This window comes from Paraburkholderia sp. GAS448 (assembly GCF_050435685.1).
Taxonomy (GTDB): Bacteria; Pseudomonadota; Gammaproteobacteria; order Burkholderiales; family Burkholderiaceae; genus Paraburkholderia.
In genome coordinates this window covers 1-15,489 of sequence record NZ_JBNDKT010000034.1, presented here as the reverse complement: position 1 = coordinate 15,489, position 15,489 = coordinate 1, and the positions used below count along the sequence as shown (strand labels likewise).

The window sequence follows — 15,489 nt, the reverse complement described above, 5'->3', positions numbered from 1 at the left end:
CGAGCGTCGTTCATGGACCGAGTACCGGCTCTCAGTTGGGGAGCGCAATCTCCATACCCGCGACGGAAAATTTTTACTAAGCTTTCAACACGTCGCTTGACGCATCGCTCGCGTCACACTGGTTTTCCGAGAGGAGCGCGCCCATGTTGCAACGTCTTCGCTTGTCCGCCTTTCGTGTGGTCGGGTTTGCCGCCCTGACGGCCCTTGCGCTCGCCGGCTTCGACGCGACGTGCAACGCCGCGCCGCTGCCCGACAAGACCATCGTGTTCTGTTCGGAAGGCAGCCCCGCCGGCTTCGACTCGGCGCAATACACGACCAGCGTCGAGTTCACCGCGGCGTCTTACACGCTGTACAACCGGCTCGTCGAGTTCCAGCACGGCGGCACGAAAGTGGAACCTGGGCTGGCGGAATCATGGGAAATCTCCCCCGATGGCCTGACGTACACGTTCCATCTGCGCCACGGCGTCAAATTCCACACGACGTCCTACTTCAGGCCGACGCGCGAGTTCAATGCCGACGATGTCATGCTGACGTTCGAACGGATGCTCAATCCGAACAACGCTTTTCGCAGCGCCTACCCGGTCGCGTTCCCGTATTTCACCGACATGGGCCTCGACAAGAGCATCGAAAAAATTGAAAAACTCGATCCGTACACGATCCGCTTCACGCTGAAGGCGGTGAATGCACCGTTCCTGCAGGCACTCGCCATGCCGTTCGCGTCGGTGATTTCCGCCGAATACGCCGATCAACTGATGAAGGCCGGCAAGCCGGCGGACATCAACCTCAATCCGGTCGGCACGGGTCCATTCATCTTCCGCAGCTATACGAAGGACGCGACCATCCGCTTTGACGGCAACCCTGACTACTGGAAGCCGGGCGTCGTGCAGGTCGGCAAGCTGATCTTTTCGATCACGACCGATCCGGCCGTGCGCGTGCAAAAACTTCGGCAGAACGAGTGTCAGGTGATGAGCTTTCCGCGCCCGCAGGACATTGCGTCGCTTGCCGCGGATGCGAATCTGCAACTGCCGCATCAGGTCGGCTTCAACGTCGGCTTCCTCGCGTACAACACGACGAAGAAGCCGCTCGATCAGGTCGAAGTGCGTCAGGCGCTGGACATGGCGATCAACAAGCAGGCGATCATCCAATCCGTGTACCAGGGCGCGGGCCAGGCTGCGAGCAATCCGATGCCGCCCACGCAATGGTCCTACGACGGGAGTCTGCGCGATGCGCCGTACGATCCGGCGAAGGCAAAGGCGCTGCTCGCGAAAGCGGGCCTTCCGGACGGCTTCGAACTGACGCTGTGGGCCATGCCGGTGCAGCGGCCGTATAACCCGAACGCGCGTCTGATGGCGGAGATGATTCAGGCCGACTGGGAGAAAATCGGCGTGAAGGCGAAGATCGTGACGTATGAATGGGGTGAGTACATCAAGCGCGCGCATGCGGGGGAGCACGACGCGATGCTGATCGGCTGGACTGGGGACAATGGCGATCCGGACAACTGGCTGGGCGTGCTGCTCGGATGCTCGGCGGTAAACGGCAGCAACTTCGCCAAGTGGTGCTACAAACCGTTCGATGACTTGATCCAGAAGGGGCGTCAAACGACCGATACGGCGGAGCGCACGAAATACTATACCGAGGCGCAGGAGATCTTCAAACAGCAGGTGCCATTCACGCCGATCGCGCACTCGACGGTCTATCAGCCGTTGCGCAAGGACGTCACCGGCTTCAGGATCGATCCGTTTGGCCCGACCCAGTTCTGGTATGTCGGGCTCAAATAACGCAGAGGCCGGTCAACCTGACGTCCGGGCGCTTCCCTACCTGCGCCCAGCCTGGCCTCAGGGCGCGATGACATGCCACCAAGCCGCGAATGCTTCTAGCGGGACATCATGTGCATGCTGACGTTGTGCATGATCCACAACGAACCGACGATCAGAATGACGGCGGTCAGCACGGTAAACCCGAACGCCATCACGTTCCACTTCTGCGCGGACGACGTGTTCATGTGGAGGAAGAACAGCAGATGCACGACGATCTGCACGAACGCGAGCGCAGAGATCGCCAGCAACGCGCTGTGGCCGGTCAGCGTGCCCGTCATCACGATGCCGAACGCGGCGGCGGTCAGCAGCACCGACAGAATGAAGCCGGCCGTGTAACCGCCGGCGCTGCCATGGCTTTCACCCGAGTTTGCGGTATGGCTATGGTCCATTTAAATCACACTCGCAAGATAGACAAAGGTAAAGACACCGATCCAGACGATATCCAGAAAGTGCCAGAAAAGACTGAGGCACGTCAGGCGCGTCAGCTCACGCCCGGTCAGTTCAGGGTTGCGCGCGACCTGGATGGCCAGCACGATCATCCACAGCAGCCCGAGCGTCACGTGCAGACCGTGCGTGCCCACCAGCGTGAAGAACGACGAAAGGAACGCACTGCGGCTCGGCCCTGCTCCGACTGAGATCAGATGCCCGAACTCGCGCATTTCGAGCACGAGAAATGCGGCGCCAAGCAGAAACGTCACGCCAAGCCACGTCAGCAGCGTGCGCTTGTTGCCCTTGTGCGCACCCAGCATCGCAAAGCCGTAGGTGATGCTGCTCAGCAGCAGCACCGCCGTTTCGAGCGCAACGCCCGGAATTTCGAACAGGTCCCTGCCGCTCGGGCCACCCGCGAATTCGTGGCTCATCACCGCGAACACGGCGAATAGCGCGGCGAAGATCACGCAGTCGGTCATCAGATACAACCAGAAACCGAAAACCGACTGCGACGGCACGTGATCCGGCGTCAGGTGCGGTTCCGCAACAATAGTTTTCTGCAACATCAGTCGACCTCCGCTGCGACGCGCGCACCGGCGCGTCTGTCTTCACCCACTGCGGCCTTCCCGCCGCCACTACGCCGTTCTTCAGTCAACCGAACGCTATCCGCGGGAATGTAGTAGTCGGTGTCGTTATCGAAGCTGCGTGCGATTACCGTACCGATCATCCCCACCATGCCGACGATGGCCAGCCACCAGATGTGCCACACTGCCGCAAACCCGAGCACCAGAGAGAAAACGCTCACGATCAGACCCGCGCTCGTATTCGCCGGCATGTGGATGTCGCGATAGACGGGTTCGCTCACTTCGCGCTTCGCACGCGACTTCATTTCCGTGAACGCATCGAGTTCGCGCACCACCGGGATCACCGCAAAGTTGTAGACCGGCGGCGGCGAGCTCGTCGCCCATTCGAGCGTGCGGCCATTCCACGGATCGCCGGTGAGATCGCGGTTTTCCGGCAGATTGCGGTCGCGGATGCTCACATACAGCTGCAGGAGCTGATGCGCGATACCGATTGCGATCAGCACGGCCCCCACCTCGGCCAGCAGCAGCCAGGGGTGCCACGCGGGATTGTCGTAGTGATTCAGACGACGGGTCATGCCCATGAAGCCGAGCACGTACAGCGGCAGAAATGCGACATAGAAACCGACCAGCCAGAACCAGAACGCACGCTTGCCGAGCTTTTCATTGAGCTTGAAACCGAACGCCTTCGGGAACCAGTAGTTGAAGCCGGCCAGATAACCGAACAGCACACCGCCGATGATCACGTTATGGAAGTGCGCGATCAGGAACAGGCTGTTGTGCAGCACGAAGTCTGCGCCCGGAATTGCCATCATCACGCCGGTCATCCCGCCGATCGTGAAGGTGATCATAAAGCCGATCGTCCACAGCACCGGCGCCGAGAATTCGAGGCGCCCCTTGTAGATCGTGAACAGCCAGTTGAAGACCTTCACGCCGGTTGGGATCGCGATGATCATCGTCATAATGCCGAAGAAGGCGTTGACGTCCGCGCCCGAACCCATCGTGAAGAAGTGGTGCAGCCACACGAGGAACGACAGCACCATGATCGCGCAGGTCGCGTAGACCATCGTCTTGTAGCCGAACAGCGGCTTCTTTGCGTAGGTCGCGATCACTTCGGAGAAGATGCCGAACGCGGGCAGGATCAGGATGTACACCTCCGGATGCCCCCATGCCCAGATCAGGTTCAGATAGAGCATGGCGTTGCCGCCGGCATCGTTCGTGAAGAAGTGCATGCCGAGGTAACGGTCCAGACCCAGCAGTGCCAGCGTCACCGTGAGAATCGGGAACGACGCCATGATCAGCACGTTGGTGCACAACGCGGTCCACGTGAACACCGGCATCTTCATGAACGTCATGCCCGGCGCACGCATCTTGATGATCGTGACGAAGAAGTTGATCCCGGTGAGCAGCGTGCCGACGCCCGAGAGCTGCAGACTCCACAGGTAATAGTCGACGCCCACACCCGGGCTGAACTGCAGCTCCGAGAGCGGCGGATAGGCGAGCCAGCCCGTCTGCGCGAACTCGCCGATCACGAGCGACACGTTGATCAGGATCGCGCTGACCGCGGTCATCCAGAAGCTGAGCGAGTTGATGAACGGATACGCGACATCGCGCGCGCCAATCTGCAAAGGTACGATCAGGTTCATCAGGCCGATCATGAACGCCATCGCCATGAAGAAAATCATGATGACGCCGTGCGCCGTGAAGATCTGGTCGTAGTGATGCGGCGGCAGATAGCCGGGGCTGTGATAAGCGAGCGCGAGTTGCGTGCGCATCATGATGGCGTCGGCGAAACCGCGCAGCAGCATGATCATCGCGACGACGATGTACATGACGCCAAGCTTCTTGTGATCGACCGAGGTCAGCCACTCGTTCCACAGATAGCGCCACTTGCCGAAGTAAGTGATCGCGCCCAGCACGGCGATGGCGCCGACGCCCATGAGCACGGCGGCGAACATGATGATCGGCTCGTGGTAGGGAATCGAGTCGAGGGTTAGTTTTCCGAACATGCGTTACCCCTTGGGCCCACAGTTGCTGTCCTTCATGTCGTCGAGGACGTTGCCGTTGTTGTATCGGGCAATGATGTTGTGAAAGAGCTTCGGGTCGACCGACGAGAAGTACGCGACCGGCTCTTTCTCGCCGGGCGCCGACACGACGCGATAGCGGTTCATGTCGAGGCGGTCCGACGACGCGCGCACATTCGCAACCCACGCGTCGAACTGCCCGGGCGAAGACGCAATCGCGCGGAATTTCATGTCCGAGAAGCCCTTGCCGCTGAAGTTCGCCGATTCGCCCGCATAGTCGCCCGCTTCGCCAGCAATCAGATGCAGCTTCGTCTGCATGCCGGCCATCGCATAGATCTGGCCGCCAAGCTGCGGAATGAAGAACGAATTCATCACCGTGTCGGACGTGATGCGGAAGTCGACGGGCGTGCCCACCGGGAACGCGAGCTGGTTGACCGTCGCGATGCCGAGATCGGGATAGATGAAGAGCCACTTCCAGTCGAGCGCCACGACCTCGACATTGATCGGCTTCACAGTCGAATCGAGCGGACGGTACGGATCGAGCTCGTGCGTGCTCTTCCACGTGAGCACCGCGAGAAACAGGATGATCAGGGTCGGAATCGTCCACACCGCGATTTCGATGGCGGTGGAATGGGCCCACGTCGGACGGTACTCCGCGCGTTGGTTGGATGCGCGATAGCGCCACGCGAAAATCAGCGTAAGCGCGATCACAGGAATCACGACGATCAGCATCGCCCATGTGGACGTGGCGATCAGCGCGCGCTCCGATAAACCTACGCTTCCCTTCGGGTTCAGTACATCGAGGTTGCAACCCGACAGCAACAACGTGAGGCCAATGGAAAGGACACTCATCGACCCTCGCAGAGTCTTGCCTTTCATATCCATCGCCCGCTTTTTACGATCTCTACGAACGTCATTCGACCGCTCTCCCTTGGTAAGCGGTTGCATAATAGAGGGACGTTATCTCGGCATAAACACTCGAATCGGCAATGATCTTTTGCGACTCCGGCTCATGCGACACGTTGCCGCATAGCCGCGCGGACGTGAAAGATCGACGGCGTGATCGACTGGAAAATTCGCGATGATCGATGCGCTTGTGCCGCGACAAAAAGCGGCGAAGTCCTGATGTATGCGCGCACGTATACGAACGCGTGCCGGCACGCGCACACGGACTTGAAGCGACGGGATATGCGTGAGATAGAAGGGCTGCATCCGCAAACGGAATGCAGCGTTCATGCGGCGATCAGCCGGGCAGGTGCACAGTAACGACAGTCGGCACGCTGGCGCGCAACGGGACGCTCTCCGACGGCGCGGAATCGTCCGGATGTCCTGCATGCTCTGCCTGCGCCATCAGATTGCCGACCGTGGGATCGATCGCATCGGTGAACGGCTTCGGATCGAGACCGATCGCGAGAACCAGCAGCGCCATCGCACCAAGCAAGACGAATTCGCGCCGGCCGAGATCGGACAGCTTCGCTACCCGGGCGTGGGCAATGCCGAAAATCACACGCTTGTAGAACCACAGCGTGTAGGCGGCGCTCAGCACGACCGTCGATGCCGCGATCGCGCCGATCCAGAAGTTGAAGCGGATCGCGCCCATCAACACCATGAATTCGCCGACAAAGCCGGACGTGCCCGGCAAGCCGAGATTCGCCATCGAGAACAGCATCGCAAAGGCGGCGAACTTCGGCATCGTATTGGCGACGCCACCGTAAGCAGCGATTTCGCCGCTTTGCGTGCGGTCGTACAGCATGCCGGTGCACAACAGCATCGCGCCGGACACGACACCGTAGGACAGCATCTGCACGATCGCGCCTTCCTGACCGATACGGTTGAAGATGAAGAGACCCAGCGTGACGAGCCCCATGTGTGCAACGGTCGAATACGCGAGCAGCTTGCGCATGTCGGTCTGCACGAGGGCCAGCAGGCTCGCGTAGATCACTGCAACCAGCGACAACGTGATCATCGCCGGCGCAAAGAAATGACTCGCATCGGGTGTGATCGGCAACGCGAAACGCAGCAGCCCGTAGCCACCGAGCTTGAGCATGCCGATCATCACGGCCGCACCCGTCGGACCGTCAAGGTGAACGTCCGGAAGCCACGAATGCAGCGGCCACATCGGCACCTTGACGGCGAAGGCCGCGAGAAAACCGAGGAAAATCAGCACCTGCGGCAGCAGGTCCAGATGCAGTGCACGCCAGCTGTCGAGGTCGAAAGACTTCGTCTGGCTATACAGGTACAGCATCGACATCAGCATTGCCAGCGAGCCGATGAACGACAGAAAGAAGAACTTCACTGCCGCGTACGTGCGGTTCGAATGCCCCCAGCCGCCGATCAGCAGGTAAAGCGGAATCAGCGTCGCTTCGAAGAAGATGAAGAACAGCATGCCGTCGAGCGACGTGAAAACACCCTGCATGAAGCCCGACAACATCAGGAAAGCGCCGAAATACTGCGCGACGCGCACGGTAATTGAACGCCACGAAGCGATCACGATGATGATCGTGGTGAGCGCCGTCAGCACGACCAGCCACAACGAGATGCCGTCAATGCCGAGGTGCCAGCCGATGCCGAACTCCGGCAGCCAGTTGACGTGCTCCACGAACTGCGCAGTTGCAACGCTGTTCTGAAAGCGGACGACGAGCGGGATCGCCGGCAGAAGACCGGCAATCGCGCCGATGAGCGCGAGCCAGCGCACGCGGTCGGCGGAACGATCGGAGCCAGCGCGCATGACGATGGCGCCAGCCGCAATGGGAATCCAGATCAAAAGGCTGAGAAGCGGAGCGGATTGCATGTGCTATTTGTTAAAGCCACCAGGAAAGCGAAAAAACGGATCCATCAGCGCAATCAGAATGAAAGCGTTGAAAGGAAAATCAAAACGGGGGGTTGCGCGGGAGAGGCGCCCTCGATGTCGCACGAGGCCGACAAACGTACTCCCGGGAACCATCGAGGTCTCCGGGTTTACGAGGATAACCCGAACTCAAGAATTTTGCAGCGCACCATTAATAAAAACGCGGTCTGAAACTCATTATTGCTGGATTTGCTGTCGCGGGATCGCGATCTGATGTGCGCCTGCACAATACTGGGGCACCGTCGGCGGCGAGACCATCGGGCGAGGGCGCGATTCTACCGGCTAGCCACTGTGTTTTGACGATGCAGGCTACCCGGACAGCAGCCCGGAAATCTTTGGTAAGGGCTCCGCAAACCCTCCCTGTTATTGCGGAATGACGATCAGCGAATCGCCTTAAGCTCATCTCACGCCCCGCATTCATGGCCGCTGGTGAAGACCGACCAGACTCGGCAGCCATCCGAAATCGGGCGTCACGTATCGAATCCGACATGTCGCTTAAGGAGCGTCCACATGCCCGCACACACTGAATATTCGCTAACCCCTAAGTGGCTCTCGAAGTCTGCGAAAGCGCTCGTGGTTTCTTCCATCGCTGCCCTCTTCTGCATCGATGCGTCTGCCGCAAGCTTTCATTGCACCGACAAGTTATCGGCTTCGGAACGCATCGTCTGCCAGGACAAGCAACTATCGGCGCTCGACGACAAGCTCGCCATCGCATACCAAAGAGCCCGGGACACAGCCGCCGACCCACGCTCGATTGAAGCAGACCGAACGCACCAGTGGCTCTGGCGACAACACAACTGCACGGACAACGCATGCGTCTCCGCCTGGTATGAGCGTCGCATCGCGGAACTCGATGCCGACTACGAGCAGGCAAAGGCCGTGCAGAACGATGCCTTCGAAGCCGCGCTGTCCGCGCAAAAGCTTGCTCCGTCCGCTGAAGCGGCAGTCCGCCAGATGAAAAAACCAGCCCCTGAAGTTGCGGCACGGTAGTCCAGCCTGAACAGGCGAAAAGCGGTGGCTTCCTCAGCCGCGAGTGCTGTGGGCAATGCCGGGACTCGACACCGGGCATTGCTCACTTTCATATCGGCGCGACATTCGCGGGCACATGCTTGATGGTCTATAAGCACTTCGTGGATCCTCTTTCGATCACCATGAAGTCCTGGGGTGCATGGGTGGCCCGCCGCGCACCCTCTGGCAGATAAAACGCAAATCGCTTTCGGTCCAACCCGGCTTACGAACTTCAAAACTAAAAAAACGCCTATGCGTAGCATTGTGATTGCACTAACGTTGACGGGCGCTCTCAGCCTGCAAGGTTGCTCGACTACCGTTGGCACGTTTGCCCTGGGCGGACTGATCGGCGCAGTAACCGGCGTGTCCGCCCTGGTATGTACGATCGCGTGCAGATAGTGCTGCCCGAAACACTGGCGACGTCACCAGCCGGAAGGTACATTCGTACGCGGGCATGACGTCGAGTGACGTTGGCCGCTTCGGCGTTCCACACTGCTGATTGTTGCGGCAAAGTTCATCACGGCACCCCGTCATCGCGCATCTGTTTGTAGAAGCGACAAACAAGGCGCGAATCTCCCGAGGCAGGCACGCAACGTCACCAACACCGTGTCGATCAAATACAATGCGGCGTTGAGGCACCGCAACAGCGCCAGCCTGTTGCGGACGCGGCACGCCGCGCGGCCACCAGCAACAGCGAACCGTTGAATCGGGACCTTGAACGTTGAAGTGCCGAACTTGATGGAGTGATCGATGGCTGATGCTTATCTGCAGGTGATTGCGCATTACCATGCCAGCCCGGGCAACGGCGACAGGGTTGTGCAACTGCTGGCGGAACTCGCAACCGCCACTCGCACGGAGCCCGAAAACCTCTACTACGAGTACTTCCGTGCGCCGTCCGACCCGGATCATTTCGTGATTCTGGAAAAGTACAGCGATGCCGACGGCCTCGCCGCGCACCGCGATACCGAACATTTTCAGCAGATCGGCTTTCAGAAGATCATCCCGCTGCTCGCGCGACGCGAAGTCACGAGCCACATGGTCCGCGAGGGCGACAAGCGATGAACTCATTTCGCTTCCAAACCGTCCCGACGCTCGTCGTCGAGTTTGGCGCGGCGCGCCGTCTGGGTGTTTTGCTGCGCGAGCAGTTTCCGACGCTAACGCGGTTGTGCGTCGTCACGGACGGGTTCCTTCACAGGAGTGGCCTGCTGGATCCGGCGCTGGCCGATCTCGCCGCTAACGGCTGGAACACAACGGTGATCGACGACGTCATCGCCGATCCGCCCGAACATATCGTGCTGGCGGCGACGTCTCACGCACGCGAGGCGGGCGCGGAGATCGTGCTGGGGCTGGGCGGCGGGTCGTCGATGGATGTCGCGAAGCTGCTTGCCGTGCTGGTCCCGCAACAGCAGCAGGTGCTTGCCGACATGTACGGCGTGAACCGGATCACGGTTTCGCGATTGCCTCTGGTCCAGATGCCGACTACAGCGGGCACCGGTTCGGAAGTGACCGCCGTATCGATCGTGAACGTGGGTGAAGCGAAGAAGATGGGCGTCGTTGCACCGCAGTTGATCGCGGATCTGGCGATTCTGGATGCGGAACTCACGCTGGGGCTGCCCGTCGGCGCAACCGCTGCAACCGGCATCGACGCGATGGTGCACGCAATCGAGGCGTACACGTCCGCGCGATTGAAGAACCCGGTGTCCGACATGCTCGCGGCGAAGGCGCTCGAACTGCTGTCGCGCAATCTGTTGAGCGCGTGCGAGAACGGGAACAATCGCGAAGCGCGCGAAGCCATGCTCCTTGGCGCGATGTTCGCGGGCCAGGCGTTCGCCAACTCGCCGGTCGCCGCGGTTCATGCACTGGCGTATCCGATCGGCGGCATCTATCACGTTCCGCATGGCCTTTCGAATGCGCTCGTGCTCCCGCATGTGCTGAAGTTCAACGCCGAGGCCGCGGCTCAGCTGTACGCGGAGCTCGCTGACGTGGTCGTGCCGGCGGCGACTGGCAGCGCCGAAAGCAAAACCCAGGCGTTGATCGCGCACCTCGAACAGATGATCGCCGCAACCCGGATTCCTTCCACGCTGCGGGAAGTGGGCATCGAACGAGACGGCCTGAAACGGATGGCAAGCGACGCCATGCTGCAAACGCGGCTTTTGATCAACAATCCGCGGCCCGTTTCCGAAGCTGACGCGTTGGCGATCTATACCGCTGCGTTCTGACGCGGCATTGCGCGTGTAGTTCGTGTCGAGATCGACGGAGGAGCGGCCAACATCAGGCCGCACGTGCTTCAAGTGCCTCGCAGGCTGCTGCCGTCAACCAGCAGCTTCTTCGCATCGCGACAATGACAATGGGTGATTGGCAAACGTAATCAGGATCGTTTCTCCCACCCTGTCCGCAGGATCGCGGCGGCAGCCGTGGCGGCTACCTGGCAGCCGAGGACGATATGCTCCTCGGCCGTATCCTCGATGAAGTCGTGGCTCACGCCACCGATGCTGGGCACGAACAGCATGCAGGCCGGGAGATGAGCCGCAATGAGCTGGGCGTCGTGAGCCGCGCCGCTCGGCATGCGAATCCACTGACCGGGCGCCACGGCCTCGGCGGCGCTCGCGATATGCGCCTGAAGCGTCGCATCCATGGTCACCGGCTCCATGGGTTCATCGGCATCCGTCAATACCACGGCCACCGGGCCTCGCGCATTGAATTCCTGGACCAGCTCCGCCAGCCTCGTTTCCATCGCCCGCAGGCGTGCAGCATTCGCGTCGCGGAATTGCAGATACATATCGGCCTGGCCAGGGACGACGCTGAGCGAGCCCGGATCGAGGTCGATACGGCCGACCGTCCACACGGTATCGGCGTCGGCCAGTTGCCCGAACGCTTCGTTCATCCTGGCGATAAACGCAACGAGCGCAGCGCCGGCATCGCGGCGAATCGACATGGGCGTCGTGCCGGCATGATTGCGCTGGCCGGTGAAGCGCAGCCGCAATTCGCGAAGGCCAACGATCGTGGTAACGACACCAATGGATTTGCCCGCAGCCTCCAGCCGTCCGCCCTGCTCGATGTGCGGCTCGAGGTAACCCATGTGCCGCCCCTTCTCCAGGCGAACCCGTGGCCTGCCGGCAAGCCCCGCAACCTGCAGCGCATCCTGAAGAAGCAGCCCCTCGCGGTTTCGCGCGCTACGGATCGACTCCTCGACGGAATCGCCGACGAAGCTGCGGCTGCCTAGCAGCCCGGCGAAGGTACCCTCTTCATCGATCCACGACGCCACATCGACCGCCAGATGGCTCGTGTCATTGTTTTCAGCCAGCGCGCGCGCAATCTCGATTCCATAGATCACGCCCATCGCGCCGTCGAGCCAGCCACCCGTCGGTTGCGTATCGGTATGCGAGCCGATCACAAGCGCCGGTCCGCTTTTGCGGGAACGTCCGAACACCGTGCCCACGCCATCGATGACAGCATCCAGTCCCGCGTCGGTCATGCGCTCGACAAGCCAGCGACGCGACTCCATATCGACAGGCGAAAGCGCCAGGCGCACGACGCCTGGCCCGGTCGCGCCGAAGCCGCGCAACCGCTTGAGATCGTTCAACAACCGTTCCGGATTGATCTTCAGCACTGTCATTCCTCTGTTCATTGTTCACGCATGTCGCCGGGCCCACATCGATACAGGCAATCGGGCTCGCCCCCTTCCAGATCGAGAGCTTACACGGACTCGCTGGGCGTCCTGCCGGAGCGCGGCGTTCCACCTTAAAACCCGCACTGAACCTGATGATGCGACCATTCGTACGACATAAGCGATTGACGAGCTTACTTCGGAATGCAAATTAATCAGGTGAAAGGAATTTCCTGCGTAAATACCGATGCTCCGTCCCGCCGAGGCTCAAGTCGCATCCGAACGCGCCGTCTAAGCGACGCCCGCTGCGTCGGCACGAACCGGCATGCGTTCGTCTGCTGCACGGTGCCGCTCTTCAAGCGGCCGCGCCCACGACAATCTGTGATGAGGAATGGATCTGAAGACGTGACGACGAATGGAAGCGGAAGCTGCCGGCAACACGTTGCGACAGCTTCCGTCCACGTCGATTGTGCGTTGGTAGGCTCGATTGGACTCGAACCAACGACCCCCACCATGTCAAGGTGGTGCTCTAACCAGCTGAGCTACGAGCCTGTTGAGGCGCGGATTATAGAGACTCTGCGATCGTCGCACAAGCCCCCGGCGACATCTCCGCTTTCGAGCCGCCCCATTCGACGGCGGGAACCTGTGCGCGCCCCGAATCAGATGGAAGCATTACGCCTGATCGTAGCGATAAACGCCCCGGCCAGCTTTGCGTCCCAGATGACCCGCCGCGACCAGTTCCCGCAACAGCGGACAGGCGCGATACTTCGAATCGCCGAAGTCTTTCAGGAAGACATCGAGGACCGACAGGCAGACGTCAAGCCCGATCAGGTCCGCAAGCGCCAGAGGTCCGATCGGGTGATTCGCGCCGAGACGCATCCCCGCGTCGATCTCCTCCGCCGTGGCGACGCCTTCAGCCAGCACGAAGAACGCCTCGTTGATCATCGGCACGAGAATGCGGTTCACCACGAAACCCGGGGAATTCTTTACGCTGATCGGTGACTTGTCGAGCTTCACCGTCATTTCGCGCACGGCTTCGACAGCGTCGGCGCTCGTCTGCACGCCACGAATGATTTCGACCAGCGGCAACAGCGGCACCGGGTTGAAAAAGTGCATGCCGATAAAGCGCGACGAATCGCCAAGCGTCGCCCCGAGCGCCGTAATCGAGATCGACGATGTATTCGATGCAATGATCGCGTCCGGGCGTGCCACCGATTCGATCTGCCGCAGGATACGAATCTTCAGTTCGGTGTTTTCCGTGGCCGCTTCGATCACGAGGTCGACGGTAGCGAGCCGCTGATAGTCGGTCGACGTTTCTATGCGCGAGAGAGCGGCATCGCGCACCGCCGCGTCCAGCTTGCCCTTCGCGACCAGCCGCTCGAGGCTGCCGGTCAACGTGGCCACGCCCTTCGCGAGTGCGGCTTCGGTGACATCGATCAGAACCGCCTTGAAACCTGCGACGGCAACGACCTGAGCGATGCCGTTGCCCATCGTGCCTGCACCGATAATCCCAACGGAGTTGATTGTCATGGCTATTCCTTTTCAGCGACGCAAGGTATTGCGCTTATTGAAGGTTCTCGAATATAGCAGCAATGCCCTGGCCGCCTCCGATGCACATCGTAACCAGCGCAAACCGTCCGTTGATACGCTGCAACTCATACAGCGCCTTGACGGTAATCAGCGCGCCGGTCGCTCCGATCGGATGGCCAAGCGAAATGCCGGAGCCGTTGGGATTGACCTTGCCCGGGTCCAGTTCCAGTTGCTGCGTCACCGCGCAGGCCTGCGCGGCAAACGCCTCGTTCGCCTCGATCACGTCAAGATCGCCGATGCCAAGACCGGCGCGCTGAAGTGCCATGCGCGTCGCGGGCACCGGACCGATGCCCATATAACGAGGATCGACGCCCGCATGCGCATACGACACCAGCCGGGCCAACGGCCTCAGGCCGCGTTGGGCCGCCGCTTCACGCGACATCAGCAGAACCGCGGCCGCCGCATCGTTGATGCCCGACGCGTTGCCTGCCGTAACCGTGCCATTTTCCTTCTGGAACACGGGCCGCAACCCGGAAATTTCATCCGGATCGAGTTGCAGACGTACGTGCTCGTCGGTATCGAAGACGACGCTCTGGCCTTTCACCTTCCGCGTAATCGGGACGATCTGATCCTTGAAGCGTCCCTCGGCGATGGCATGAGCGGCGCGGCGATGTGATTCCACCGCGAGCGCATCCTGCTGTTCACGCGTGATGCCGTACTTCTGTGCGACATTTTCGGCGGTAACGCCCATCGGAATCGCGTGGAACGGATCGTTCAACGCACCGAGCATCATGTCGATCAGGCGCGCGTCGCCCATTCGTGCGCCGAAGCGCGCATCGGGCGTAATGTAGGGCGCGCGGCTCATGTTTTCCGCGCCGCCACCGATCGCGATGTCGGCATCGCCGAGCAGAATCGTTTGCGCGGCGGAGACGATCGCCTGCAGGCCTGAACCGCAGAGACGATTGACGGTGAACGCTGGCGTCGCTTCGGCAACGCCGCCGTTGAGCGCGGCCACGCGTGCCAGATAAAGATCCTTCGGCTCGGTTGCGATCACGTTGCCGAATACGACGTGACCGACCTGGTCTCCGGCAACCTCGGCGCGTGCCAGGACCTCACGTACGACAAGCGCACCCAGTTCGGTCGGCGGCAAATCCTTGAGGCTTCCACCAAACTTCCCGATGGCGGTACGTACCCCGCCGACAACGACGACTTCTCTTTGCACTTTTCGCTCCTTGCTTCTCGTAGCGCACGCAGGCCCTGTTTCGCAGGCCCACGCAACGAATTACCTGTTCGGATAGTTCGGGCCGCCGCCGCCTTCCGGCGTCACCCACACGATGTTCTGCGTCGGGTCCTTGATGTCGCAGGTCTTGCAGTGCACGCAGTTCTGCGCGTTGATCACGAGGCGCTCGCTGTTGTCCTCGTTCTTCACGAACTCGTAGACGGCTGCCGGGCAATAACGGCTTTCCGGTCCTGCGTACGTCTGCAGGTTCACGTTCACTGGCACGGAGGCGTCTTTCAGCGTCAGGTGCGCCGGTTGGTTCTCTTCGTGATTCGTGTTCGAGATGAACACCGAAGACAGCCGGTCGAACGTCAGCTTGCCGTCCGGCTTCGGATAGTCGATCGGCTTGCACTGTGATGCGGGCTT

The 15,489-nt window shown here is 60.8% G+C and carries 13 protein-coding genes and 1 tRNA gene; 4 read left to right on the top strand and 10 right to left on the bottom strand.

Annotated elements, in window-relative coordinates:
• Positions 1–143 precede the first annotated feature (143 nt).
• A complete protein-coding gene (locus tag P3T23_RS37380; protein WP_429321084.1) occupies positions 144–1,778 on the top strand; it encodes an ABC transporter substrate-binding protein in 1,635 nt (544 codons plus the stop codon).
• Between the two features lie 95 nt (positions 1,779–1,873).
• Here P3T23_RS37380 and cyoD read toward each other — a convergent pair whose 3' ends face one another.
• The 5 genes from cyoD to P3T23_RS37355 all read right to left on the bottom strand — a co-directional run bounded on the left by cyoD (position 1,874) and on the right by P3T23_RS37355 (position 7,642).
• Positions 1,874–2,206 carry a cytochrome o ubiquinol oxidase subunit IV gene (gene cyoD / locus P3T23_RS37375; protein WP_429321083.1) on the bottom strand — a complete coding sequence of 111 codons (333 nt, stop codon included), beginning with the start codon at positions 2,204–2,206 and terminating at the stop codon, positions 1,874–1,876.
• Entirely contained in the window at positions 2,207–2,812 is a 606-nt protein-coding gene (gene cyoC / locus P3T23_RS37370) for a cytochrome o ubiquinol oxidase subunit III (protein ID WP_429321082.1), read from the bottom strand. It lies immediately after the preceding gene.
• The gene (gene cyoB, locus P3T23_RS37365) at positions 2,812–4,836 is read right to left on the bottom strand and encodes a cytochrome o ubiquinol oxidase subunit I (protein WP_429321081.1); all 2,025 of its coding nucleotides are present in this window, start codon (positions 4,834–4,836) and stop codon (positions 2,812–2,814) included. The genes cyoC and cyoB overlap by 1 nt, the downstream gene beginning before the upstream one ends.
• A 3-nt stretch (positions 4,837–4,839) precedes the next feature.
• Positions 4,840–5,730, bottom strand: coding sequence for a ubiquinol oxidase subunit II (cyoA, locus tag P3T23_RS37360; RefSeq protein WP_429321080.1), 891 nt, complete (start codon positions 5,728–5,730; stop codon positions 4,840–4,842).
• A gap of 364 nt (positions 5,731–6,094) precedes the next feature.
• On the bottom strand, positions 6,095–7,642 hold the full coding sequence (locus tag P3T23_RS37355; RefSeq protein ID WP_429321079.1) for a complex I subunit 4 family protein: 1,548 nt from the start codon (positions 7,640–7,642) through the stop codon (positions 6,095–6,097).
• Positions 7,643–8,209: 567 nt separating this feature from the next.
• On the opposite strand from P3T23_RS37355, the gene P3T23_RS37350 reads away from it, so the two are divergent.
• From P3T23_RS37350 to P3T23_RS37340, 3 genes are all read left to right on the top strand, one after another.
• Positions 8,210–8,689, top strand: coding sequence for a lysozyme inhibitor LprI family protein (locus P3T23_RS37350; RefSeq protein WP_429321078.1), 480 nt, complete (start codon positions 8,210–8,212; stop codon positions 8,687–8,689).
• A gap of 768 nt (positions 8,690–9,457) precedes the next feature.
• Entirely contained in the window at positions 9,458–9,769 is a 312-nt protein-coding gene (locus P3T23_RS37345) for a putative quinol monooxygenase (RefSeq protein WP_429321077.1), read from the top strand.
• Complete coding sequence (locus P3T23_RS37340) at positions 9,766–10,926, top strand: iron-containing alcohol dehydrogenase (protein ID WP_429321076.1); 1,161 nt, start codon at positions 9,766–9,768, stop codon at positions 10,924–10,926. Before P3T23_RS37345 ends, P3T23_RS37340 begins: the two co-directional genes overlap by 4 nt.
• A 149-nt stretch (positions 10,927–11,075) precedes the next feature.
• Here the strand turns inward: P3T23_RS37340 and P3T23_RS37335 are convergent, their stop codons facing one another.
• The 5 genes from P3T23_RS37335 to P3T23_RS37315 all read right to left on the bottom strand — a co-directional run.
• Positions 11,076–12,317, bottom strand: coding sequence for a Zn-dependent hydrolase (locus P3T23_RS37335; protein WP_429321138.1), 1,242 nt, complete (start codon positions 12,315–12,317; stop codon positions 11,076–11,078).
• A gap of 472 nt (positions 12,318–12,789) precedes the next feature.
• A tRNA-Val gene (locus P3T23_RS37330) sits at positions 12,790–12,866 on the bottom strand.
• Between the two features lie 120 nt (positions 12,867–12,986).
• The gene (locus P3T23_RS37325) at positions 12,987–13,844 is read right to left on the bottom strand and encodes a 3-hydroxybutyryl-CoA dehydrogenase (protein ID WP_429321075.1); all 858 of its coding nucleotides are present in this window, start codon (positions 13,842–13,844) and stop codon (positions 12,987–12,989) included.
• A 34-nt stretch (positions 13,845–13,878) separates the two neighbouring features.
• The gene (gene bktB, locus P3T23_RS37320; protein ID WP_429321074.1) at positions 13,879–15,066 is read right to left on the bottom strand and encodes a beta-ketothiolase BktB; all 1,188 of its coding nucleotides are present in this window, start codon (positions 15,064–15,066) and stop codon (positions 13,879–13,881) included.
• A gap of 60 nt (positions 15,067–15,126) precedes the next feature.
• A partial coding sequence (locus tag P3T23_RS37315; RefSeq protein ID WP_429321073.1) for a 4Fe-4S dicluster domain-containing protein occupies positions 15,127–15,489 on the bottom strand: 363 nt, incomplete at its 5' end.